The sequence below is a fragment of the Jatrophihabitans sp. genome (genome assembly GCF_036389215.1).
GTDB lineage: Bacteria > Actinomycetota > Actinomycetes > Mycobacteriales > Jatrophihabitantaceae > Jatrophihabitans_A.
Map to the genome: position 1 here is coordinate 1 of NZ_DASVQG010000157.1, position 24153 is coordinate 24153.

Below are 24153 nucleotides of genomic sequence, written 5' to 3' on the forward strand. Positions count from 1 at the left end.
GGACCGCGGGCTCGGCTTCCGCGCGACACCCACCGACCCATGACCGAACTCGCGGCCGGAACCAGCATGACCACGGCGCTGGAGGCGATGAAGCGGACCAGTACGCACATGGCGATCGTCACCTCCGGACGGGCTCAGCTCGGGGTCACCACCCTGGAAGACGTCCTGGAAAAACTGCTCGGCGAGATCCCCAGCCCGAGCGACGACTGAGGCGCGGTTTCCAGCTCCACGGTGGGCAGCCCGGTGGCAGCTGACAGCACCGATCGGCGAAATACTGCAAAGTCTCAGAGGTTGTCGACATGCTTAGCGACAAGGTAACCGACTCACAAGTACATTACGCCGTAGCTGGCGGTTCATTCTTGTCGCCGGCGGATGCCGGGTGTACAAGGAGGGCGCGGGCCGGCTCTCACTACCTGCTGAAGTTGATCATTCGTGGCGTCGACGTCGATAGCAGTCATACCAGCCAGAAGGACATCAACCAACAAGCTTTATCGAACCAAGTCCCTCCGACGAGTATCTGACGGCACCCCCCGTGGTTCTTCCAAGGCACAGGTCTGATCGGTCCTGCCAAGCCGATCAGACATGGACGAATTCCGTTTAGGGGGTCTGGTATGGGTTTCCCGCTCCGCGACTCGAGCACGGACCTGACCATCCGTCGCATCACCGGACCGCGTGGAGGTGTTCGGTCTCCCGACCGGTGTCCGGTTGGTGAGCCCACACCGGGACGCGCCGACCCGGGAGGGTCGCTGTGAGCCTCTGCACCGGGCCGCCGCCGACGGCAGCTGACGTCGTGGTCGTGGGTTCGGGCTTCGGCGGATCAGTGGTAGCCGAGAGGCTGTCCGCGGCAGGCCTCGACGTGTGCCTTCTCGAGCGTGGTCGCGCCTATCCGCCGGGTTCATACCCACGCACACCGAACGGCATGGGTGCCAACTTCTGGAGCCCGAGTGACGGCCTGTACGGGATGTTCGACGCGTGGTCGTTCACCGGGCTTGACGCGCTCATCTCCAGTGGCCTCGGTGGCGGCTCGCTGATCTACGCGAACGTGATGCTGCGAAAGGACCCGTCATGGTTCCAGCAGCGGCACCCGTACCAGCCCGGTGTGATCGAGAAGTGGGCGATCGACTACGACATGCTCGAGCCGCACTACAGCCGGATCGAGAAGTTCCTCGACGTGCAGGAGATGCCCTTCGACAAGCCGGACTTCCAGCTCCCCAAGACAGCCGCGATGCGGGACGCGGGTGCCGGGCGCGGCGACTTCGAACTCGCGCCGCTGGCGGTGCGCTTCCGTGACGCCGACGGCCAGCCGGCAGTGGGGGTGGAGCTGCCACCAGCGGAATACCCCAACATCCACGGTCGTGCAAGGCGCACCTGTCGCCTTCTCGGTGAATGCGACATCGGTTGCAACGAGGGCGCCAAGAGCAGCCTTGACCACACCTTCCTCTCCGCCGCGAGCCATCATGGAGCGACGATCCAGGTCGGGAGCGAGGTCCGTTCGATCTCCCGCCGCGACGACGGTGGCTTCGACGTCGGCGTCGTCGTTCACGACTTCGAGGCCCAGGGCAGCCGGCCACGTCGCGATTTGACGGTATACACGATCAAAACCCCGCGTGTGGTGATGAGCGCCGGGACTCTGGGTACTACCTATCTCCTGCTGGCCAACCGCGCCCGGCTCGATATCACAACTCCTGAGCTGGGGACGCGATTCTCCGGTAACGGTGACCTTCTGGGATTCATCCTTGACGCGGACCGACCGCTGGAGGGCACCCGCGGCCCGGTCATCACGTCCTACCTTCGCTATCCGGACGAGGCCGACTCCGGCTTGCTGGCAGACTACGGCATGTATCTCGAGGACGCTGGATACCCAGCGATCGCAGCGTGGATGGCAGAGTTGACCCAGTCCGGTGACGGATTGCGCCGGCTCCTCACGCTGATCGCCAAACGCGCGTATTCGCGGGCGACCCATCGGCGGCGCACAAGCCTGTCGGCCGACGTCTCGAAGCTCCTCGGACCAGCCAGCTTCTCCGAGAACGCGTTACCGCTGCTAGGGATGGGTCGCGACATACCTGACGGCACGCTGTACCTGCGCGAGATGGGCGAGGGGATCGACCCGGTTCTTGACAACACCTGGACGATACGCACCTCTACCGAGTACTTCGCCACCATGATCGAGCGGATGTCCACGCTCGCCGGCGCGCTCGGCGGGCGGTTCGAGCTCAACCCCTCCTATCTGTTGCGGCGAGTGATCACGGTGCATCCCGTCGGAGGTTGCCCGATGCCGACCACGCACAGCAAAGGTGTGATCGACGCCTTAGGCCGGGTCCACGGGGTGCCAGGTCTGTACGTCGCGGATGGATCGGTCTTTCCAGGTCCGGTCGGGGCGAACCCGTCGCTCACGATCGCCGCGTTCGCCGATCGGGTAGCGGAGAACATGATCGAGGATCAGGTCGCGACAAGGGGGAGCCTGTGATGCGGGTGCGGTTCACCGAGGAGATGCGGGGCTTCCACAATCCTGGCTCTCCGGCGTACGACGCGGGTTACGTGACCGGCAACCGTGACTGGCACCGGATTTCCTTCCGCCTCACCATCGGCACCGGCAACTTGGCGGCAGCGCTGCGGGATCCGGCTCATCGCATGTCGGCCACCGGATTCGTGCGCTGTCGTGACCTCAATGCCAGTGACATGCCGGTCGAAAACGGCTCCTTCGACCTGTTCGCCCCCGGCGGCGCACGTGGCCGAGCCCTCATGCGCTACCGGCTGCCTATCACCACTGCCAGCGGTCCGATGACGCTGCTGGGTTTCAAGGACATCAGCAACGATCGCGGCATGGACATGTGGCTCGACACCACAACGCTGTTCATACGGCTCGTGCCGGGAATCGCCGACTTCGACGCGCCACCCCAGCATGAGTACTCCCGCGGCATCCTCAGGCTCAACGCGCCGATGCTCGCGCGGCAGCTGCTCACGTTCCGCGGAACTCCGGCCGGCATCGTCCGGTTCCTCCTGTTCTTCCAGCAAGGGCTGCGCACAACCTATGGCCGGCCGCCTCGAAAGGACCTGGTCCGATGACCGTTCACGCACCTGTCGAGCTGACTACCGAGATCGTCCCTTTCACCGCGGCAGACGGCATGCCACTCAACCTCCATCACGTCACCGGCCCCCGACCACCGGATCGAGGCCCCGTCCTGCTCGTGCACGGCGCGGGCGTCCGGGCCGATGTCTTTCGCGCTCCTGAAGCGGTCAACATCGTCGACGCGCTGGTGGCCGAGGGATGGGACGTGTGGTTGGAGAACTGGCGGGCAAGCATCGACCTGCCTCCCAACTCGTGGGATCTTGATCAGGCTGCTGTCTATGACCATCCTTGCGCGGTGCGCAAGGTCCGGGAAGAGACCGGCGCGGACTCGATCAAGGCCATCGTGCACTGTCAGGGGTCGAGCAGCTTCGCACTGTCAGCTGTGTCGGGACTCATCGACGGCGTCGACACGATCATCTCCAACGCCATGTCGTTGCACCCGGTGATCCCCAAGTTCGCCCGGTTCAAGATCGGGTATGTCGTTCCGTTGCTCGCCGACGCCATCCCCTTCGTCGACCCGCACTGGGGACAGCAGCTGCCCACCGACCGCTTGAGACGCCTCATGGTGGATACCGTTGACCTCACCCATCGCGAATGCGCGAACCGCGTCTGCAAGATGGTGAGCTTCACCTACGGATCCGGGCGACCGGCGTTGTGGTCGCACGACAACCTGTCAGCGCAGACCCACGACTGGTTGCGGACGGAGTTCGGGCCGGTCCCCATGACCTTCTTCAAACAGATGGCTCGCTCGGTGAGCCGCGGGCGGATCGTCCCCCTCAATGTCGTCAGGGGCTTGCCGGCTGATCCGCTCGCGCAGCCGCCGCAGACCGATGCTCGCTTCGTTCTGCTCGCGGGTTTGGACAACTTGTGCTTCCTGCCAGAAAGCCAGCGGCGCACCTTTGCCTACCTGGACGGGCACCGGCCCGGATTCCACGCGCTGCACCTGCTGCCGGGATACGGCCATCTGGACGTGTTCATGGGTCGGTACGCGGCGCGCGACACCATCCCGAGGATCCTCTCGGAATTGGCGGCATGAGGTACCCCGAGCGGCAGCGCGCCCTGGCCGGTAAGTACGCGCTGGTCGATGACATTCCGTTCGAGATGCCGGTCAACTCGCTGGATTCTCCCGCGCTGATGGCGGGCTTCACCGTGGATCACGATCAGGCCAGTGCGCTGATGCCCGGATGCGAGCTGGGCCTGATCCGACTACCACGTGGCCGCGCGCTCCTGATCGTCACTGTGATCGAATACCGAACCACCGACATCGGCAAGTACGTCGAGTACAGCATCGCGTTCGCCTGCCATCACAAGCCGGCTGGCAGCAGGATCTGGGGCACCCTGTTGAGCGAGCGCTTCTCGGTGGTCGGCCAGTATGTATGGGATCTGCCGGTAAGCTCGCTGGTCTCGGTCAAAGGGGGCAAGGGCATCTGGGGAATGCCGAAGCACCAGGCCAATCTCGACTTCCGGGTTCACCAGGACGAGATGTCGAGTCAGTACGACCTGGACGGAAGGTTGTGCGCGCGGATCACGGTCCGCCGACCCGGGGGCGTTCGGATCCCGATGCGGAACCTGGGCGCGACCAACTACAGCCAGTTCCGCGGCATGTTGATGAAATCACGGATCAGCTTCTCCGATCGTGTGGAAGTCGCCGCGGGCCCGCGCGCTCATGGACAGCTGCTCATAGGCGACCATCCCCGGATGGATCCGCTGCGCGCGCTTGGCATCAGTGACTCGCCGATCTTCGTGGCCTGTATGCCGCACTCGCACGGCATCCTCGACGACCACTGCGAGAGCTGGTTCCTCACTGATTCGAAGGTGCCTGATATCGCCAGGCCGCCCCAGGGCCTGGAGTCGGTGGTGGGGCTGCCCTCGGACCAGAGTTGGCTTGCTCCGCCGAAAGCGGCGGGCCGATGACGGTATGCGCCTGCACAAGTGATTCGCAGCGATGCCGCTACCAGGTCAGTTCGAACTGATCCTCGACCGGTGGATCGTTCTCCGTCTCCTTGCATCCGGTGACCCCCCGGCACGTGACACGCGCCGATCCGGCGCCGACGTCGATGCGGAGGAAGGACTTGTAGAACGGCGGCGTGTCCCAGTCATAGAAGGGCGAGAACCACTTGTGAAACCTCTTGCCCCCGAGGGTCAGCAGGCTGTAGGCCACTGCCTGCGCGCGCAGTCCCTGCTTCGCGGTTGACACGTCGTCGGAGTCGGTGATGATGGGACGGGTTGCCAGTGGCGCTATCCCACGCTTGCGGGCCAGGAACAACGCCGCCTGGTCCGAGGAGATCTCCACGTCGACGGGCACATGCGCCCTGCGAAGGATAGCCTGCAGCACTCGGCTGTACGCGGCCAGGGAGTCACGGCGCAGGGGATAGCACCGGAACTCGTCCTCGGTGACGCCACATACCTTTTCAGGGTCTATCCGCTGGATCAGATGGGTGGCGTGCATGAATGCCCCCCCACCGCCGGCAACCACGTGCTGGATCGTCCGGTCGCCCAGTCGCACCGGGTAGCGCTGGTAATTGTGTATGTCGCCACCGATGGAGGCCACGTAGTTGAACTGCGGATCGTGAACGATATCGAGCACCGTCTGGTGCCTGCCGGAAGCGCCGGCTATCGCGCACGGATCGCAGCGGCCGTCGACGAGCAGCGGCTTGCCGGTGAACAGGATCTTGGGTCGGGGATCTGCCGAGACACGGAGAAGCCATTGCCCCTGTTGGGAGTCGATGTCGCCGAGGATGCCGGTGTCGATGCATACGAGCCGCAGTTGTGCGGTGTCGATCACGAAGTATGGTCCGGGTTGCCGCACAGGCTGCTTCTGTCGGGACAGCTCACGCAGCCCGGCCATCTTCTGCAGCGCGTCGTCATCCGGCGGCGTCGGCTTTCGCCATAACCTGCGGCGGATCATGAGCTCGGCTCGGCGGCGCATGGTCGGCGTTGCACCGTCGACGAACGCCGGAGGCGAGGGATCCTTTGTCCGGCCGCACAGGTGGTACATGAACGCGTAGAGGTCGTCGTACCAGTCGTGGTTGCCAGGAATGGCGTAGATCGGTCCTTCGAACTTCGAGTACGGCGTGTAGAACTTGCTGGCGTAGTCGTTGACGTCGCCCACGGGGTAGAGCACGTCGCTGCAGATGAACAGGAACTCGGTGGACGCTGCTTGAGCCAGGAGCGGCGGGACCAGAGCGTACTGGCTGTAATCGCCCTCCCCGGTGTCACCCATCACCAGGAACGAGAATTCGTCCAGCCGCGCCGAGAGGTCAACGGTGAGGTCGGCGTCGCTCAACCCCGCTACCCACTGGGCTCGCTCGGCAGGAGCGGGATCCACGAGGTGCGCCAGCACATCGTTTCGGCTACGCCACAGCATCTTCGGGTTGAACCAGGACATCCGCTTTCGGTCCTTCGGCACCAGCGAGACGAAGGAGCCGATTTCGGTGCACTCCCAGCCGGCGCCCCGTGCGCTGTGGCGGGAGGACTCGACCGCGGAGCCGAGATTCGGCAGGTCGGCTGTCGTGTATTCAGATAGCTGGGTGTCAGGCATCGTCGCCTCTTGACGCACGTATCAGGCCATTGGGGAAGGGATCACACATCGCCTATGCCACTGTCGGCAATCCGGCGAGACGGCCACAGCCTTGGCGTCAATCGCACAACGCTCTACTGCCTCGAGCCGATGATGCGTCAACGTGCTTGGCTGGTTCCGAGCATCTTATCCCTGGGCCGGGGTTTCCAAAACCCCCCGAGTTCGTCGGCCTGAGTTGATGGCGAGTCAGTAACGGGCGCCCGCCGGCTCCCCGAGCGCATCGAGTAACGACGCGTCGTCTGGACTCAGATCGATCATCGCGGCAAGGGCGTTCTCGACCATCCGGGCTGCTCGTCTGGTGCCGGGGATCGGGAGGACGTGGTCGCTGTAGCCGAGCAGCCAGCGCAGCGCGACCTGCGCGGCGGTAGCGCCGCTTCGCTCCGCGACCTCGAGGATGGTCGCCAGCAAGCTCTCGTTCGCACGAAGCGCCGCCGGCTGGAAGCGCGGATTGTCACGGCGGAAGTCATCGGCCGGCAGATCATCGGCCGAGCGGATGGCGCCGGTGAGGTACCCGCGGCCGAGCGGGGCGAAGGCAAGCAGGGCGGCACCGTGGTCCTGGCACCAACTGAGCACGCCGTTGCCTACCGGCTCCCGGGTCCAGAGGCTGAACTCGGACTGCACCGAGGCGATGGGCGCGACCTGCGCGGCGCGGGCTAGCTCGGCCACGCTCACCTCGGACAGCCCGATGGCTCGGACCTTGCCTGCCTCGACGAGTTCGGCCATCGCCTGCACGCTGTCCTCGATCGGGACGGCGGGATCGACGCGATGCAGCTGGTACAGGTCGATGCGGTCGGTCCGCAGCCGCCGCAGCGACGCCTCGCAGGATTGCTGGATGTGAGCCGGCGAGCCATTGCGGTGATACCGCGAGGTGCCGTCGACGAGAAGGCCGACCTTGGTGGCCAGAAACGCCTCGTCGCGACGACCGGCCAGGGCGCGCCCGAGGAGCGTCTCGTTGGTGTGTGGCCCGTAGACATCGGCGGTGTCGAAGAGCGTCACCCCGTGATCGAGCGCTGCGTTGATCGCGGCGACGGCCTCGGTGTCGTTACGTGCGCCGCGGTCGTAGAACCAGCTCATCGGCATGCAGCCGAGGCCGATGGCTCCTACCTCGCGGCCGGCGATCTCTCGTCGCGGCATGGAGTTCATTGCTCGGGGGCGCCGGTCGCCCAGGATCCGCGGACGTGCCCGATGTGCTGGCGCATCAACCGCGCGGCACCTGCGGCGTCCCCCTCGCGGATCAGGTCGAGCAGTTCCGTGTGCTCGTGGGAGGTGGGCAACAGCTGCCCGGAGTCGGCCAGCGCGGACATGCCGTACAGCCGGGACCTGACCCGCAACGACTGGACGGTGGTGACCAGTGTCTTGTTGCCGAGCAGGCCCAGCAGAGCCGTGTGGAACTCCAGGTCGGCCTTGTTGTGGGCCACCATGTCATTGCGCACGGCGGCGCGTTCGATCTGCCCGGCCAGCTGCTTCAACATCTTGTACTCACCGTCAGCCAGTCCTCGCCGAGCCAGGTTGCGCACCGACGGCACCTCGATGAGCAGCCGCAACTCGGTGAGCTCGTCGAGTTCGGCGGCGGCGAGTTCGACGACCCGGAATCCCTTGTTGCGGACGGTTTCGACCAGGCCTTCCTTGACGAGGTCGAGCACCGCCTCGCGCACCGGCGTGGCCGACATCCGCAACTGGGCGGCGAGCGTCGGCGCGGAATACACCACGTGCGGCCGCAGCTCACCGGCGATGATCGCGGCCTGCAAGGTCATGATCGCCTCATCGCGAAGGCTGGTCCGGGAGCCGGTGGACTGCAGGACCAGCTTGTCGTCGGCGTCGCCGCTGGACAGTAGACGAGTCACAGTTGCCACCCGGCTTCGATGGTGACCGTGTGGACGCTGGTGAAGGTGTCCACCGCGGCCTTCCCTTGCTCCTTCGAGCCATAGCCGGAGGACTTCACGCCGCCGAACGGCAGGTAGAAATCGACCCCGGTGGTCGGCGCGTTGACCTTGATCATGCCGGTGGCCAGGCGGTTCGCGGCCTGCAGCGCGCTGCCGATGTCGCGGGTGTAGAGGCCGGCCACCAGGCCGTGCTGGACAGAGTTGGCGCGACTGATCGCCTGGTCCAGGCTCGCGACACTGCTGATCGAGCAGATCGGGCCGAACACCTCGTCGCATTCGAGCAGGTGGTCAGCAGGCAACCCGTCGGCGATCGTGGGAGCGACGAACCATCCGAGGTCACCGACCTCGGTTCCGCCGGTGAGCAACCGGCCACCGGCGTCCGCGACGCTTGCGGCGGCGGCCAGCACCCGATCTCGGGCGGCCGAGTCGATGACCGGGCCGACGGTCACGTCCTCCCGGGCGGGGTCGCCGACCACGAGAGCGCGAACGCTCTCGACGAGGGCATCGGTGAACCGGGCCGCGTCGCCGACGACGATCACCCGCTTGGTAGCGGTGCATTTCTGCCCGGCGTAGCCGGCAACCGCGGCCGCGATGCTGCCGGCGGCGGCCTCGACGTCGGCGTCGGGCAGGACGATCGCCGGGTTCTGCCCGCCCAGCTCGGCCTGCACCGGAATGCCTCGCTGCGCCGCGGCGGCGACGATCGTGCGGCCCACGGCCGTCGAGCCGGTGAAGGAGACGACGTCGGCCTGCTCGACGACGGCCTGACCGGTGCCGGCACCGCCGGCAACGACGGTGAGGAGGCCGGCGGGAAGGAACGGGGTGATCAGCTCGGCCAGCCGCAACGCGCAGGCAGTCGCTGGTTCGGCGGGTTTGAGCAGCACAGCATTGCCGTAGGCCAAGGCCGGAGCGGCCTTCCACAGCGGAATCGCGAACGGAAAGTTCCACGGCGTGATGAGCCCGACGAGCCCGCGTGGCCGCCGGGTGGTGAACAGCAGGCCCGCACCGGACGGGTTGTGGGTGGCGCCGATCTCCTCGAATGGCTGTTGCGCGTAGTAGCGCAGGATCGACACCGACCGTCCGATCTCGCCCCGGGCCTCGGCCAGCGGCTTGCCGACCTCCCGTACCGCGAGGGCGGCCAGCTCGTCGGCGGCGCCCTGCACGGCATCGGCCGCCTGGCCGAGGGCCTTGGCCCGGCCGGCAGCGCCGGCGGCCATCCAGTCGGGCTGGGCCTTGCGCGCTGCCTCAGCCGCGACCCGCACGGCGGCGGGCTCGGTGGCCTCCACGGACACCACGATGTCCTCGGGACATTGCGGAGATGTCGAGGTGATCATGCGGTGGTTACCTCTCGTCTTTCTCGGCGGTTCAGAAGCGGAAGCCCGCCGGGAACGGGTCGGTGGGGTCGAGCAGGTACTGGGCCGTTCCGGTGACCCACGCCCGGCCGGTAATGGTCGGCACGACCGCGGGCAGGCCGCCGACGGTGGTCTCGTCGATGAGCCGTCCGATGAAGCGGGTGCCGATGAACGACTCGTTGACGAAGTCGGTGTGCAGTCCGAGCTCGCCGCGGGCGTGCAGTTGCGCCATCCGGGCGCTCGTGCCGGTGCCGCACGGCGACCGGTCGAACCAGCCCGGATAGATCGCCATGGCATGCCGGGAGTGGCGCGCGGTGGAGCCCGGAGCCAGGAACTGCACGTGATGGCAACCGGTGATGTGCGGGTCCTCGGGGTGGACCGGCAGCTTCGAGGTGTTGATGGCCTCCATGATCGCCAAACCAGCGTCACAGATGCGCTGTTGCTGGGCGCGGTCGAAGTCGAAGCCGAGCTTGTCCAGATCGAGGATCGCGTAGAAGTTGCCGCCGAAGGCCAGGTCGTACTCGACCATGCCCAGTCCTGGGACGTCGACCTTCTGGTCGAGGGCCAGCGAGAACGAGGCCACGTTGCGGATGGTCACCGCGCGGGCGGCGCCGTCGGAGACCGCGACCTCGGCGACCACCACTCCGGCCGGGGTGTCCAGTCGGATGGTGGTGACCGGCTCCACCACCGGCACCATCCCGGTCTCGACCAGGACGGTGGCGACACCGATGGTCCCGTGCCCGCACATCGGCAGGCACCCGGACACCTCGATGTAGACGACGCCCCAGTCGCAGTCCGGCCGGGTCGGCGGTTGCAGGATCGCGCCGGACATCGCGTTGTGGCCACGCGGCTCGAACATCAGCAGCGTGCGCAGATCATCTCTGTCGCGCATGAAGTTCACCCGCCGCTGCGCCATGGTGTCGCCGGGAATCACGCCGACCCCGCCGACGATGACGCGGGTCGGCATGCCCTCGGTGTGTGAGTCGACCGCGTGCAGCGTGCGTACGGATCTCATCGGTTGCTCCTCTTCAGCGCGGGTTCAGCGCAGGCCGGCGGCCAGCGCCTTCTCGGTCGCCTCCCGGATGCTGGCGGCGTCGATCTCCGACAGCGGCCCGCGCGGCGGCTGGCAGCGGCCGCCGTTGATCGCGTCGGGGTTGAGATCCATCGACAGCTTGATGGCTTGCACGAACTCGGTTTTGGAGTCCCAGCGCAGCAGCGAGTGCAGTGCGGAGTACAGCGGCAGCGCCTTGTCCAGGTCACGCGCCCGCGCCGCGGTGAACAACTCGACACAGGAGGCAGGAAACACGTTCGGGTAGCCGGCTATCCAGCCGGGCGAGCCGGTGAGCGCGAGCTCGAGGACGACGTCGTCGCTGCCGGCAAGCACGTCGAGATCAGGGACGAGCTCGCGTAGCTCGTAGAAGCGGCGGACGTCGCCGGAGAATTCCTTGACCGCGACGATGAGTCCTTCATGGTAGAGCTGGGCCAGCAGTGGGGGAACGAGGTCGACCTTGGTGTCGAACGGGTTGTTGTAGGCGACGATCGGAACGCCCACCTCGGCGACGATCCGGTAGTGCTCGATCACGTCGACGGGCCGGGCCCGGTAGGAGTTCGGGGGCAGCAGCATCACGGCGGGACAACCGGCCTCGGCGGCGACCTCGGCATGCCGGCGGGCCTGCTTGGCGCCGTAGGCGGCGATCCCGGGCATGACGACGAACCCGTCCGGTGCGACCGCTACGGCGGCGCGCACCACGTCGTCGCGCTGGGAGTCGCTGAGGACCTGGTACTCGCCGAGCGAGCCGTTGGGCGTCGCCCCGTCGCAGCCGTTGGCGGCCAGCCACCCGATATGGGTGGCGTAGGCATCGAGGTCGGGGGTGTCGTCGTCTTTCCAGGGCAGCGCGGTTGCGACGAGTATTCCGTGCCACGGCTTGCGGTTCATCGGTGCTCCTAGTGGTGATGGTTCGTGAAGGTACGGCGTCAGGACAGCGGTGGGGCGGCGGTGTGTGCTCGGGCGGTATCTGCTTGGGCGATATCTGCTTGGGCGATATCTGCTTGGGCGATGAGGCCGAGCGGGATCGGCGCGGCGACGCTCCGGCCGGCGCCGCTCTCCAGATCGAGCGGCTGTCCGGTGCGCAAGGCCGTCAGGCAGCTGGTGGCGTAGCCGCATTCGCGTCCCTGGCACCATCCCATGCCGGCGCGGGACAGCAGCTTGACCGAACGGGCGTCCCGAGCGCCGTTGCCGATCGCGGCGTCGATCTCGGCCACGGTCACCTCTTCGCACCGGCAGACCACCGTATCCGGCTCCAGCGTGTCGAGCCAGAACCGGGGGACCGGGTAGACCGCGTGCATCGCGGCGGCGAAGCGGCGCAGCCGGTCGCGGGTGCGGATGGCCACCAGAACAACGGGTTCAACGGGTTCGATGGCCTCCGGTTCGGTTGGCGCGGCAGGGGAGTGGCCGGCGGCGGCTCGGGCGGCGTAGCTGCCGGCGACGGTGCCTTCGGCGACGGCCAGCTGAGCGCCGCCGACGCCGGTGGTCTCGCCGGCCGCGTAGACGCGCGGGTTGCTGGTCTGCTGGGTGCGGTCGGTCGTGACGGCCAGCGTCCCGTCGGCGGTCGCCCGCAGCGCGCAGCCGGCCTGCAGCGGCAGCTCGGACTGGGTGGAGAAGCCGTACCCGATCGCGAGCACGTCGACAGCCAGCCGCCGCCGGGTGCCGTCGCGGACCTTCCCGGCCCGGTCCAGGCGCGCGAGGGTCACTGCCTCCAGCCGGTCGGCGCCGTGTGCGGCGACGACCACGGAACCGGTGCGCAGCGGTATCCGATGACGGGCGAGGCCGACGGCGTAGCCGGCTGCCTCGCGAAGTTTGGCCGGCTGCGACGCGGCGGCGGGCAGCTGCCGGAGCCAGCCGCTGCCGCGATTGGCCTCGTGCACGCCGAGAACGTCGGCTCCGCTGGCGGCCAGCGCGGTGGCGACGGGCAGCAGGAACGGCCCGCTGCCCGCGACCAGGACCCGGGGCCCGACGGCGACCCCGCTGCCCTTGAGCAGAGCCTGGGCGCCGCCCACGGTGAGGACGCCGGGCAGGTCCCAGCCGGGGAAGGGGACCGGCCGGTCGTAGGCGCCGACGGCGAGCACCACGGCGGCGGCGCGCAGCCGCAGCTCGCCGGGCCGGCCGGGATCGCGGCGGTCGACGGCTGCGACGGCGCAGCCCGACTCGTCGGCCCGGACCGACCAGACGTGGTGCTCCAGACGCACGGTGAGCCGTCCGGCTGCGACGAGCGACTCCAGTCGGCGGACCAGGTCGTGGTAGGTCGCGTCGGGCGCGTCCAGGTCGCCCTTCTGGTGGCGCCAGTACTGGCCGCCCAGCCGCGGCCCGGAGTCGATCAGGACCGTCACCGCCCCTTGCTCGGCAGCGTGCACGGCCGCGGCCAGGCCGGCCGGTCCAGCGCCGATGACCGCGACCGCGGGTTGCGCGGTGAACTCGGCGGGCGACTTCTCAGCGGGCGACTTCTCAGCGGGCGAGGTCATCGTGGCCCGTTCCGGTCTGGGTCGTGACGGCCATGCCGGTGGCCGCCGCGACCTGGCAGGCGCGCTGGTTCGGCGCGCCGTTCACCGTGACCAGGCAGTCGTAACAGACGCCGATGCCGCAGAACAGGCCGCGGCGGGTGCCGGCTCGGCGGGTCACCCGCCAGCTGTAGATGCCGGCGTTGATCAGCGCGGCACCGACGCTCTGGCCCTCGACGAAGTCGATGGGCCGATCATCGAAGGTGAACGCGGTCATGTCGCGGGTCCGATCAGGCGTTCGGGGGAGAACGGTTTCGGGTCCACGCTGGTCGGCTGCCCGGTGATCAGACCGGCGATCAGCTCGCCGGTGGCGGGTGCCAGACCGATGCCAGCTCCCTCGTGCCCGCAGGCGTGCAGCAAACCCGGAACCCGCGGATCCGCGCCGATGACCGGGAGATGGTCGGGGCAGTAGGGACGAAATCCCGCATAGACCCGCATCAGGTTGATCGCGGCCAGCACCGGGAACAGGGCGACCGCCTGCGCGGCGAGCTGCCGGACCACCGGGATCGAGATGGTCCTGTCGAAGCCGACCCGTTCCCTGCTGGCGCCGATCAGCACCGTTCCCGACCGGGTGCCCTCGACGACCGGCGAGGTCTCCAGCCCCTCGTTGTCCGAGGCGACGTTGGCGACGTAGTCGGCTGAGTACACCTTGTGCCGGATGACCCGCGGCAGCGGCTCGGTGACGAGCACGAAGCCGCGCCGGGGCAGGATCGGCACCTCGGCGCCGAGCCGTGCCGACACCTGTCCTCCCCAGGTACCGGCCGCGTTGACCACGTAGTCGGCCGACACCACCCCGGCGCTGGTGCGCACCCCGCTCAGCCGCCCGCCGGTCAGCACGCTGCCGGTGACCTCGACACCGGTGCGGATGACCGCGCCGTAGCCACGGACCGCGGCCAGCAAAGTCGCGGCCGCGAGCATCGGCTGGACCTGCAGGTCGCCCGGATAGAAGGCACCGCCCGCCAACGCCCGGGACAGGTGCGGCTCGACCTCGTGGAGCTGGGTGTGATCCAACGGCTCACTGTCCACCCCGAGAGCTCGTTGTTCGGCAGCGAAATCGCGCAGGGCGGTGAGCGCGTCGGCGCTGCTGGCGACCACTACGCCGCCTTTGCGTTCGAGCTCGAACGCCTCACCGTCCAATTCTTCGCCCAGCTCGCTCCACAGCGCGGATGACCGCAACGCCAGCTGCAGTTCCGGACCGGCCGCCTTGTCCGAAAGCAACAGGTTGCCCTCGCCGGCCCCGGTGGTGCCGGCAGCGACGGCACCGCGCTCCAGGACGGTGATCTCCAGGCCCGCGCGAGCGCCGTAGAACGCGCAGGCGGCACCCACGATGCCGGCGCCGACCACGACCACGCGAGCCACGTCAGTAAAATATCACATGGCACTAGAGGAGCCGCGAACGCCTTTCCAGCGCCGCTGTCAGCGTCCCGCCCAGATGTACTGGTGTTCCGGGCGCCCGGTCGAGCCGTAGCGCAGGCTCATCCGGGCGCGGCCCTCGTCCGCCAACGCCGCCAGATACCGCTGGGCGGTTGCGCGTGCGATGCCGAGCTGGTCGGCGAGGTCTGCCGCCGACACCGGCTCGTCGGTTCGTTGCAGTGCTTCGGTGACCAGGCGTGCCGTCACCGGCGACTGCCCCTTCGGGGTAGGTGGGCGGTCGGCTTCGTGCAGCGCGTCCACGGCTCGGTCGATTCCGTTCTGGGTGAGATCCGCCGCCGGATCGGCGAGCAGCGAGCGATAGCGCGAGTAGGCACGCAGCCGCGCGGACAGCTGCTCGGCACTGAACGGCTTTACCAGATAGTTCAGCGCTCCGGCTGCGAACGCCGCCCGAACCGAGCCCGCGGAACTGTCCGCCGTCACCATGAAGACGTCGGCCCGCACCGCGGAGGCGACTTCCAGCCCGGGCCGATCGGGCAGGTACTGGTCGAGCAGGATGAGATCCGGCTGCAACTCGGCATCCAGCCGGAGTGCGTCGGCGGCGGTCCACGCAGTCCCGACCACCTCCATCCCGTCGGTCTGCTCGACGAAACGTGCGTGCACCTGCGCTACCCGAAAATCGTCGTCGACGACCAGCACCCTGATCATGAGGAGCCCGCTTCCAAGACGTTGGGCAACCTGGCGACGAAGACGGTGTCGGCGGCGCCCCCACCACAATTGGTCACCTCGATCGACCCACCGACCGTCTCAGCGGTCTGCCGGGCGATCGCCAGGCCCAGTCCCCGCTCATCCCCGCGAGTCGACATTCCTTCCACGAAGATCGTCTCGACATTCTCTGGCAAGACGCCTTCACCGGTGTTCGACACCGAGATCACCAGCTCGGTCCCGTCGGACAGCAGGTCTACCTCCACCTCGGCCGGCCGGCGCGTCGACGCGTGCGCCGCCTCCAGTGCATTGTCGACCAGGTTCCCGAGCACGGTGATCACCTCCACCGGGGCGATCAGGCGGTGCGGAACCCAGGTCTCGTCCGACAACCGCAACGACACTCCCAGCTCCGCGGCCCGAGCCGTTTTGGCTGCCATGAACGACCGAATCGTGGCTGAGCGCACGGCGGGGGAGGCGCTGATGTCGTCCCCGCCGGTGAACTGGGTGACCGATCTGAGGTATTCCAGCGCATCATCGCGCGCACCGGTCTGCAACAGGCCGAGAACGGTGTGCATGCGGTTGGCGAACTCGTGACGCTGAGCGCGCAGCGCACCGGTCATGCTGCGCACCGCCGCCAGCTCGCTGGTCAGCTGCTCCACGTCCGTCCGGTCCCGCAGGGTTACCACGCTGCCCAGACCGACACCGTCGCGAGCCACCGGGCGGTGATTGGCGACCAGCACCCGACTGCCGACCACCGTAAGCGCACGATGCCCCACGTGCTCGTCGAACAGCTTCAACAGCCCGGGCGGCAGGTCGAGTCGAGACACTTCGGTCCCCGGCTCGATGGGGGTGCTCAGCAATCTGATCGCCTCGTCATTGCACATCGTGACGCGATGATTCGCATCGACCGCGAGCACCCCGTCGCCGATGCCGTAGAGCACCGCTTCACGCTCGCGTACCAGATCGGCAAGCTCGGCAGGTTCAAGCCCGAACGTCCGCCGCTTGAGCAGCCGGGTCAGCAGGCCAGCCGCGCCGGCCCCGAGAAGCAATGCCCCCAGCGCGAAGGGCAAAGCGAGTGCAAGCAGCCCGATCAGCGAGTTCCGGATGTCCTGGGCGTCGAAGCCCACGCTCACCTCACCGACGATGCGTCCGGCACCGTCACGCAGCGGAACCTTGCCGCGCGCCGAAAGCCCGAGAGTGCCTCGCTCCAGCGACGCGACCTCCTTGCCGGACAGGGCCTGTGTCGGGTCAGTGCTCACCGGCTTGCCGATCAGCGACGGATCGGGATGCGAGAGCCGAATGCCGCGGTCGTCGGTGATGACCACGAATAAGGCCTGGGTCGACTGCAGCTGACGGCTGGCGACCTGCTGAACGGCTGGTTGTTCCCTGGCCCGGACCAGATCTCCCAGGCCGGGGTCCGCTGCCACCGTCCGCGCGACGGCGAGGGCCCGCTGCTTGTACTGCAGCTCGAGGTTGTGTTCCAGCAGCCAGGAGACCAAGCCGAACCCTGTCGTGACGAGCGCCACCACCACGGCGATCTGCAACAGCATCAGCTGTCGGGTGAAGCGCATTCTCGTCCAGCGAATCGCCATGCCGCCAGGGTACCGCGACCCATGTGCTAAATGCGCTAAACGATGGCTACGCGGAAAGAGCGGGTAACGCGAGCAAGCGGACTGTTGTGGCCTCGCTCTCCTTACGGTCTCTGCAAGCACATTCACAGTCATGTCCGTACCGCACCCGACCTTCGTCAAAGGATTCGACACATATGACACTCGTCGACATCAAGAGCGCCACGAAACGCTTCCTTACCTCCGCCGGCACCGCCCATACCGCGGTCCAGGACATCACGCTGGAGATCGCGGCGGGTGAGTTCGTTGCCGTCGTCGGGCCAACCGGGTGCGGCAAGTCGACGACCCTCTCCCTGGTCTCAGGCCTGGAACCACCGTCGGAGGGGACGGTCACGGTAGCGGGCAAGCCCGTGCGAGGCATCCCCGAAGGGGTGGGATACATGTTCCAGTCCGACGCGATGCTGCCGTGGCGAACCGTGCTGGCCAACGTCGCCGCGGGGCCGGCTTGGCGAGGCGCCGGCAAGGCCGAGGCACATGCCAAGGCATCGGACTGGATCGCAAGGGTAGGCCTGGCCGGTTTCGAAGGCTATTACATGCACCAGCTCTCCGGCGGCATGCGCAAACGCGTCGCGCTGGCCCAGACGCTGGTCAACGAGCCGTCGATCCTGCTGATGGACGAGCCCTTCTCAGCGCTTGACGTGCAGACGCGGGCGCTGATGCAGAACGAACTGCTGCAGCTCTGGTCAGGCACCAACGCTGCGGTGATCTTCGTAACCCACGACCTGGAAGAAGCGATCACCCTCGCCGACCGGGTGGTGGTCATGACGGCCAGTCCGGCCAGGATCAAGGACTCCTTCGACATCGCCCTGCCACGGCCGCGCAACGTCGAAGAGATTCGCATGACGCCGGAATTCATCCACATCTACAAAGAAATCTGGGGTTGCCTCGCGGCCGAGGTCGCGATCGCACGCAAGGCAGGAGCATCCCGTGTCGCTTGACATCTCACCGGCCAATTCGACGGCACCGCTTCCTCAGGACCGTCCGGACACCTCGCCCTCGGCCCCGCAGCGGCCCGCGGCATCGGTCCGCGCCGCTCGCCGGCGACACAAGGCGCTGGTCTACGGGCTGCGGCTGCTGTTGCTGGTGGCCGTCCTGGGCGGATGGGAGTTCGCAGTCGATCACTGGCTCGATCCCTTCTTCTACTCCAAGCCGAGCCTCATCTGGACCAAGCTCGTGACCTGGTTCACCGACGGCACCGCGCAGGGCTCGATCTGGAGCCAGATCGCCGTGACGCTGCAGGAGGCCGTCGCCGGATTCATTCTCGGGTCCGTCGTCGGTGTCGTGTTCGGCATCCTGCTCGGACGGGCGCGACTGCTCGCCGAGGTGCTGTCGCCCTACATCCATGCGCTCAACGCCGTGCCCCGTATCGTGCTGGCGGCGCTCTTCGTGATCTGGTTCGGCCTGGGCATGGAGTCGAAGATCGCGACCGCCTTCGTGCTGGTGTTCTTCCCGGTCTTCTTCAATGCCTTCCAGGGTGCGCGTGAGGTCGACCGCAACCTCGTCAACAACGCCAGGATCCTGGGCGCAGGCCGCATGCAGGTGTTGTGGTCGATCGTCGTGCCCAGTTCCACATCGTGGATTCTCGCCTCCCTGCACACCGCGTTCGGGTTCGCGCTCATCGGCGCGGTAGTCGGCGAGTACACGGGTGCGACGCGTGGTGTGGGCCTGCTGATCAGCACCGCTCAGGGATCCTTCGACGCGGCCGGCATCTATGCCGGAATGTTGATCACCACGGTGCTCGCACTGCTGGCCGAGATCATCCTCGGCCTGGCCGAGAGGCGGCTGCTGCGCTGGCGGCCACCGTCACAGGCTCTTGCCTCGTCCAACATCTGATTCCCCCTCCATCCCAAGCCCGATCCTTACTAGGAGTGCTGACATGAAATCTCGTGCCGTTACGATCGGCGCTGCCCTGCTAGCCGTCACCATCGCGACGACGGCCTGCCAAACGAAGAAGTCATCGGCCAGCGGCGCCGCCTCTGACGACGTGACCATCATGGTCGGCGGTGCCGCGAAGGTGATCTACCTGCCGGCCAAGCTGACCGAGCAACTGGGCTACTTCAAGGATCAGGGCCTCAACGTCAAGCTCGTCGACACCCCAGCCGGGGTGACCGCCGAAACGGCCCTCATAGCGAACCAGGCCCAGGGTGTCGTGGGCTTCTACGACCACACCATCGACATGCAGGCCAAGGGCAAGTGCCTCACCGGTGTCGTGCAGTTCGCCAACGTGCCCGGCGAGGTCGAGATGGTCGCCACGAACAAGGCCGCCGCGATTGGCTCGCCCTCCGACTTCAAGGGAAAGAAGCTGGGCGTGACCAGCGCGGGTTCCTCGACGGACTTCCTTACCCAGTACCTGGCGGGCAAGGCCGGAGTCAGCACGGCTGACTACACGACGGTCAAGGCCGGGGCCGACTCGACGTTCATCGCAGCACTGAATTCCGGCGGCATCGACGCCGGCATGACGACCGATCCGACGGTCGCCAAGCTCACCACCAGTGGCGACGGCAAGATCCTGCTCGACATGCGCACGGAAGCAGGAACCCGCAAGGCACTGGGTGGGCTGTACCCGGCCAGCTCGCTGTACATGAGCTGCGACTACGTCGCCTCGCACCCGCAGACCGTGCAGAAGCTTGCCAATGCCTTCGTCAAGACGCTCAAGTTCATCAAGGGCAATGAGGCAGCCGCGATCGCGGACAAGATGCCGGCCGACTACGCGGGCAGCGACAAGTCCCTGTATGTCAAGGCCATCTCGGACTCCAAGGCAATGTTCAACGAGACAGGCGTGATGAACCCCGAGGGGGCGAAGAACGTACTTGAGGTGCTGGGTTCGTTCTCGCCGGCCGTGAAGCCGAAGAAGAGCAGCATCGACGTGTCGAAGACCTACACCACGAAATTCGCGCAAGCAGCGCAGAGCTGACGCCCAACGCCTGAAGGCCCGAGTTCGCTCGGGTCTTCAGGCGTTCCTAGCGCGCGTTGCCTGCTGCCGTTGCCGCCGGCTCCGAGCACGGCCAGTCGATCGTCATCGGGGGCGATGCCGGTCGCCGGTCACCGTGAGGGTTCGGATCTCGCCGTCGTCGCTCAGCTGGACCGATTCCCACGGCAGGACCATGAGGTCGCGGTGCAGCCACCGGACGATGAGCCGGACGAGCCATGGCCCTCGTTGCTCCTGCCGCTGGTAGCCCAGCATCGAGCCCACCCGACGGCTGCTGAGGATCACCTCGTGCACGCGGGGTGCGGCCATGGCGCCGCGCAGCGGCCCGTCCTGAATGCAGCGCAGGTCGGTGACGATTCCTACTCGCCGGCCAGCGGAATCGAGCACGGGCCGGCCGATGAGGTCACTCGCTTTCATGCAGGCTCCCCGGGATGCGGGCGATGACGTGCCGGTCGAGCCAGCCCTCCAGCGGCGCGACGTTCAGCTCGTCGGAGGTGCGGGCAATGGTGATGGCGCTGCCGATCTCGGTGACCTGGGCGAAGTCGATCCTGGGGATCTCGGACTCCTCGGGCGTGGCCAGCCGCCCGGCGATGGCTGCCATCCAGCGGCCCAGCCGGCCGCCGAGACGCGGCCCGAGGGCACGCGGCCCGGCCAGGATCGCGGTGACGTAGGGCCGTCCGCTGGCGTCGAGCTCCAGCTCCAGGTCATCGACCTTGCAGATCATTCGCCGGTCCGGGTCTTGGACCTGCCGGTCGAGCAGGTGCAGCTGCAGGTCGAGTTCGCGTCCATCGGACATGGTCACTGCCCCGCCTTCGTCAGCAGCATCAGCGGTATCGCCGCGGTTGCCGCCACCAGGATGACGCCCAGGAACAGTGTCGCCAGCGTGTTGGAGATCCGGCCGTTGACCTTGTCGCCCATGTAGTCCGGGTCGTTGGAGATGACCAGGATCGGGAAGTAGGTGAGTGGCAGGGCCACGGCGGAGAACACCACCGAGTACTCGGTGATCGTGATGGGGTCGATGGTGGTCAGGACACCGCCGACCGCCACGACGACCGAGAGCAGCACGACCACATGGAAGCGTGCGGCGTTGCGTGGCTTGACGAATTTCCCCCACTGCCAGCCGAAATACTGTGAGACGGCGTAGCCGCAGGAGAGCCCGGTCTCCAGCGCCGCGCCGAAGGTGGCGGCGACGAAGCCGAGGATCACCACGGCCAGGCCGATCTTTCCCGCTGCCACGGCGACCGGAAGGCTTACCCCGCCGAGCGTGTCGACCTGGATGTTCCTCGGCAACAGCACCAGGGCCGCGACGGCGGCGATGCAGAGCGACAGCAGCCCGCCCAAGGGGAAGCCGATGAACACGTTGACCCGGGAGGTGCTGATGTCCTTCTTCGTCCAGCGTTCCTCGACCCCGCCCGAGGAGAAGAAGAACACCTCGTACGGCGTCATGGCGGCGCCGAACAGCGCGATGGCGTAATAGAAGTAGGGCAGGAGCCCTTCCTCGTGCGGCTTGTGCGGGACGGCGATCTGGTGGAGCAGATCACCCCAGCCGGGGTTCAGCTGCCACAGCGCCACGGCGTACACGATCAGGGTCAGGCCCAGCAGCCCGAAGACGTCTTCCAGCAGCGAGAACTTGACCCGCCAGATGATCAGCCATACCGCGAGGCCGACCAGCGGCACCCACAGCAGGTAGTTCACGCTCGTCACCAGTTCGATGGACAGCGCGATGCCACCGATCTCGGCGGTGAAGGTCAGGATCGTCACCAGGAACGACGCGATCAGGTTTGCCAGGCCGAAGCGAGGGCCGAGCCGCTCGCGTACCAGATCGAAGGTGCCGCGCCCGGTGACCGCGGCGACCCGGCCCGACATCTCGGCGTAGAGGCAGATGCCGACGATGCCGCCGAGGGTTGCCCAGGCCAGCGACAGGCCGTACCGGGAGCCGACCAGGGCGTTGGTGACCAGGTCACCGATGTCGACGAAACCGCCGATGGCGGTGAGGATGCCCAGGGTCGCTGCGAAGATCTTCTTCATGCGCGCGGGTCGTCGCTGAAGTCGCGCAGGGATTGGGAGACCGCGCCCAGCCCGGCGCTGGTCGAGTTGGCCTCGGCGGCGTCGCCGCGCCGCGCGGCGATCCGCAGCTGGGCCAGCCCGTCCGACCCGGCGGACAGGATCTTGTCCAACCTGTCGCGGATCCGGTCCGCCTCCGGGCTGTCCGGTGGCTGGATAGAATCGAAGGTCGCCTGGATCGAGGAGTAGGCGTCTTCGGCCTCGGACAGCAGCACTTCCAGCGAGGTGTGCAGCATGTTGCCGCGCTCAGCGGTCTCGACGGCCAGCCGAGCTGTCTCCAGTTCGGACAGCGCGTCTTCGGCGGTGTGGCCGGCCTTGCCCCGGTAGCTGGCGGTGGTCGGCGCCGGGCCCACGCACGCTGCGCACACCATGAGCAGCGGGAGGAGGAGCGCTGTTCCCAGCCGGCCGCTCACCGGCGATCGCCCCGAAGCACGACGAAGGCCAAGCACCCGAGCAGCAACCCGAACTCGCACCAGGCGGTCAACACCGCCAACCCGTCCGTCATCACGACCACCACATAGGCAGACAGCTGCGCCGCGGCCTCAGCGAATCGGCAGCGTGACTGTTCACGCAACCAGGCATCATGCTCGCGTGGCGGTGCAATTCCTCGTATTTCGCTGCCTCGGCGTGCCGTGCGGCAGCCAGGCCGGCTGGCGATGCCGGCCGGCCGTGCGCGGGCCGGATCAGCGGCTGTCTGGTTCTGCTGGCCGGCCGGCAGCCGGGGCCGGGTTCTCCTTCTGCCAGGGCCATCGGCCGGTGATCTCGAGCTCGAGGGAGAAGCTGAGGAAGGTCCGGATGAGCACGATGGCGGCCAGCACGATGACGCTTCGGACCGTCGGCGTCACCGCGACGGTCCGGATGATGTCGGCAGCGACCAGCAGTTCCAGGCCGAGCAGGATGGACCGGCCGAGCTGTTGGCGGTACCGGCGGTAGGTATCCGGTTCGCGGCGGTAGGCCCGTATGCCGGCGACGATGGTGGCCGCCAGCGCGCCGGTGACAGTGACCGCCACCCCGGCGCCGTCGATGACCTTCCCGACCGCTTCGATGGTCTCGCTGAAGGTCATGGCTTGGTCCAGCAGGAAGGGTGCATCCAACCAGCGTGCCAGGCGCGCCACCCCGCTCAGGCCAGAGGTGCGGTGCCGGCGCCCAGGTTCAGGCGCCGATCACCGCGGCGGGAGTCCGCGGCGCCGCCAGTCAGTGGCTGGTGTCCTCAGCGGCCCGTCGGGTGGCCGGTCGGGGCCGGCACGGTGCTCGGCTTGCCGGTCGGGTGTGCCGGCAGCGTGCTGGGCTTGCCGGTCGGGTGCGCGGGCAGCGTGCTGGGCTGGCCGGTCGGGTGCGCGGGCAGCGTGCTGGGCTGGCCGGTCGGGTGCGCGGGCAGCGTGCTGGGCTGGCCGGTCGGGTGCGCCGGCACCGTGCTGGGCTGGCCGGTCGGGTGCGCCGGCACCGTGCTGGGCGCACCTGTGGCGTGGCTGGCCGCGGCCGAACCCGGGTGCACGATCGTCGCGCAGTAGGCCTCGACCTTGTCCGCTCCGCCGGCGGCCGTTGCCAGGTTCGCGAACGCGACGGATCCCTCGGCCGACTGGCCGTTCGCGTGGGCGTAGGCGGTGCACAGGCCGAAGGCCGCGGGACCGGTCGCGTCCGGACCGGCCGGGGAGGACGTCGGCGCTCCGGCTTGCTCGGGTGCGTGGCTGCTGCCCTTGCCGGGGTGGGTGGCGGGCGCGCCGATGACATGGTGCGCGACGTCCTGTGCGGTATCGGGCAGCGCCCCGGCGTAGGCGGCGGCGCCGAGCCCACCGAGGCTGAGGACCCCGGTGGCGAGTGCGGCGGCAATCTTCGGACTGAGCAAGCTGTGACGCATCGGTGGCCTCCGTTGAAGGGCCCTGCCGTGGGATCCCGGCGCGAACCGCGTCGTGTACGCAGCTCGCGCCTCGGCGAATCCAGCCAACTCCCCGGCGGCCGTCGGCGCCGTCAGGGCGCTCATCAGGTCGGCGAGCAGCCGGCTGTCCGCGGGCGCCTCGT

The 24153-nt window shown here is 67.8% G+C and carries 24 protein-coding genes and 1 pseudogene; 8 read left to right on the forward strand and 17 right to left on the reverse strand.

The window, feature by feature from the left end; genetic code table 11:
- From VF542_RS07840 to VF542_RS07860, 5 genes and pseudogenes are all read left to right on the forward strand, one after another.
- A pseudogene (locus VF542_RS07840) lies at positions 1–210 on the forward strand (hypothetical protein); the annotation flags it as partial.
- Between the two features lie 538 nt (positions 211–748).
- Positions 749–2467 carry a GMC oxidoreductase gene (locus VF542_RS07845; protein WP_408651140.1) on the forward strand — a complete coding sequence of 573 codons (1719 nt, stop codon included), beginning with the start codon at positions 749–751 and terminating at the stop codon, positions 2465–2467.
- Positions 2467–3066 (forward strand): hypothetical protein, encoded by a 600-nt coding sequence (locus VF542_RS07850; protein WP_408651141.1) that lies wholly within the window; start codon positions 2467–2469, stop codon positions 3064–3066. The genes VF542_RS07845 and VF542_RS07850 overlap by 1 nt, the downstream gene beginning before the upstream one ends.
- Positions 3063–4106 carry an esterase/lipase family protein gene (locus VF542_RS07855; protein WP_408651142.1) on the forward strand — a complete coding sequence of 348 codons (1044 nt, stop codon included), beginning with the start codon at positions 3063–3065 and terminating at the stop codon, positions 4104–4106. The genes VF542_RS07850 and VF542_RS07855 overlap by 4 nt, the downstream gene beginning before the upstream one ends.
- Complete coding sequence (locus VF542_RS07860; RefSeq protein WP_408651143.1) at positions 4103–4984, forward strand: acetoacetate decarboxylase family protein; 882 nt, start codon at positions 4103–4105, stop codon at positions 4982–4984. The genes VF542_RS07855 and VF542_RS07860 overlap by 4 nt, the downstream gene beginning before the upstream one ends.
- Before the next feature lie 37 nt (positions 4985–5021).
- Here VF542_RS07860 and VF542_RS07865 read toward each other — a convergent pair whose 3' ends face one another.
- The 11 genes from VF542_RS07865 to VF542_RS07915 all read right to left on the reverse strand — a co-directional run bounded on the left by VF542_RS07865 (position 5022) and on the right by VF542_RS07915 (position 17237).
- On the reverse strand, positions 5022–6611 hold the full coding sequence (locus VF542_RS07865) for a metallophosphoesterase (protein WP_408651144.1): 1590 nt from the start codon (positions 6609–6611) through the stop codon (positions 5022–5024).
- Between the two features lie 225 nt (positions 6612–6836).
- On the reverse strand, positions 6837–7784 hold the full coding sequence (locus VF542_RS07870; RefSeq protein WP_408651145.1) for an aldo/keto reductase: 948 nt from the start codon (positions 7782–7784) through the stop codon (positions 6837–6839).
- Positions 7785–7789: 5 nt separating this feature from the next.
- Positions 7790–8494 carry a GntR family transcriptional regulator gene (locus VF542_RS07875; RefSeq protein WP_408651146.1) on the reverse strand — a complete coding sequence of 235 codons (705 nt, stop codon included), beginning with the start codon at positions 8492–8494 and terminating at the stop codon, positions 7790–7792.
- The gene (locus tag VF542_RS07880) at positions 8491–9864 is read right to left on the reverse strand and encodes an aldehyde dehydrogenase family protein (RefSeq protein ID WP_408651147.1); all 1374 of its coding nucleotides are present in this window, start codon (positions 9862–9864) and stop codon (positions 8491–8493) included. Before VF542_RS07880 ends, VF542_RS07875 begins: the two co-directional genes overlap by 4 nt.
- A 31-nt stretch (positions 9865–9895) precedes the next feature.
- Positions 9896–10897 (reverse strand): proline racemase family protein, encoded by a 1002-nt coding sequence (locus VF542_RS07885; protein WP_408651148.1) that lies wholly within the window; start codon positions 10895–10897, stop codon positions 9896–9898.
- Between the two features lie 24 nt (positions 10898–10921).
- Positions 10922–11818, reverse strand: a complete 897-nt coding sequence (locus tag VF542_RS07890) for a dihydrodipicolinate synthase family protein (protein WP_408651149.1) — start codon at positions 11816–11818, stop codon at positions 10922–10924.
- A gap of 38 nt (positions 11819–11856) precedes the next feature.
- A complete protein-coding gene (locus tag VF542_RS07895) occupies positions 11857–13401 on the reverse strand; it encodes an NAD(P)/FAD-dependent oxidoreductase (RefSeq protein WP_408651150.1) in 1545 nt (514 codons plus the stop codon).
- A complete protein-coding gene (locus VF542_RS07900) occupies positions 13385–13654 on the reverse strand; it encodes a (2Fe-2S)-binding protein (protein ID WP_408651151.1) in 270 nt (89 codons plus the stop codon). The genes VF542_RS07895 and VF542_RS07900 overlap by 17 nt, the downstream gene beginning before the upstream one ends.
- A complete protein-coding gene (locus VF542_RS07905) occupies positions 13651–14796 on the reverse strand; it encodes an NAD(P)/FAD-dependent oxidoreductase (RefSeq protein ID WP_408651152.1) in 1146 nt (381 codons plus the stop codon). Before VF542_RS07905 ends, VF542_RS07900 begins: the two co-directional genes overlap by 4 nt.
- Before the next feature lie 57 nt (positions 14797–14853).
- The gene (locus VF542_RS07910; protein WP_408651153.1) at positions 14854–15516 is read right to left on the reverse strand and encodes a response regulator; all 663 of its coding nucleotides are present in this window, start codon (positions 15514–15516) and stop codon (positions 14854–14856) included.
- Positions 15513–17237, reverse strand: coding sequence for an ATP-binding protein (locus VF542_RS07915; protein ID WP_408651154.1), 1725 nt, complete (start codon positions 17235–17237; stop codon positions 15513–15515). The genes VF542_RS07910 and VF542_RS07915 overlap by 4 nt, the downstream gene beginning before the upstream one ends.
- A gap of 41 nt (positions 17238–17278) precedes the next feature.
- Between VF542_RS07915 and VF542_RS07920 the strand changes: the two genes are divergently transcribed.
- From VF542_RS07920 to VF542_RS07930, 3 genes are read left to right on the forward strand one after another with little or no spacing between them, the layout of a single operon-like run.
- Positions 17279–18079, forward strand: a complete 801-nt coding sequence (locus VF542_RS07920) for an ABC transporter ATP-binding protein (protein ID WP_408651155.1) — start codon at positions 17279–17281, stop codon at positions 18077–18079.
- The gene (locus VF542_RS07925) at positions 18069–18974 is read left to right on the forward strand and encodes an ABC transporter permease (RefSeq protein ID WP_408651156.1); all 906 of its coding nucleotides are present in this window, start codon (positions 18069–18071) and stop codon (positions 18972–18974) included. Before VF542_RS07920 ends, VF542_RS07925 begins: the two co-directional genes overlap by 11 nt.
- A 43-nt stretch (positions 18975–19017) precedes the next feature.
- Positions 19018–20055: an ABC transporter substrate-binding protein gene (locus VF542_RS07930; RefSeq protein ID WP_408651163.1), complete on the forward strand. Its 1038-nt coding sequence runs from the start codon at positions 19018–19020 to the stop codon at positions 20053–20055.
- Positions 20056–20157: 102 nt separating this feature from the next.
- On the opposite strand, the gene VF542_RS07935 is transcribed toward VF542_RS07930, so the two are convergent.
- The 6 genes from VF542_RS07935 to VF542_RS07960 form a co-directional block, all read right to left on the reverse strand.
- A complete protein-coding gene (locus VF542_RS07935; RefSeq protein WP_408651157.1) occupies positions 20158–20487 on the reverse strand; it encodes a PRC-barrel domain-containing protein in 330 nt (109 codons plus the stop codon).
- Positions 20474–20872 (reverse strand): hypothetical protein, encoded by a 399-nt coding sequence (locus tag VF542_RS07940; RefSeq protein WP_408651158.1) that lies wholly within the window; start codon positions 20870–20872, stop codon positions 20474–20476. The genes VF542_RS07935 and VF542_RS07940 overlap by 14 nt, the downstream gene beginning before the upstream one ends.
- A complete protein-coding gene (locus tag VF542_RS07945; protein ID WP_408651159.1) occupies positions 20869–22098 on the reverse strand; it encodes an NRAMP family divalent metal transporter in 1230 nt (409 codons plus the stop codon). Before VF542_RS07945 ends, VF542_RS07940 begins: the two co-directional genes overlap by 4 nt.
- A complete protein-coding gene (locus tag VF542_RS07950; protein WP_408651160.1) occupies positions 22095–22487 on the reverse strand; it encodes a hypothetical protein in 393 nt (130 codons plus the stop codon). Before VF542_RS07950 ends, VF542_RS07945 begins: the two co-directional genes overlap by 4 nt.
- A gap of 330 nt (positions 22488–22817) precedes the next feature.
- On the reverse strand, positions 22818–23198 hold the full coding sequence (locus VF542_RS07955) for a DUF1622 domain-containing protein (RefSeq protein WP_408651161.1): 381 nt from the start codon (positions 23196–23198) through the stop codon (positions 22818–22820).
- Positions 23199–23344: 146 nt separating this feature from the next.
- On the reverse strand, positions 23345–24153 hold an 809-nt coding region (locus VF542_RS07960; protein ID WP_408651162.1), incomplete at its 5' end, for a hypothetical protein.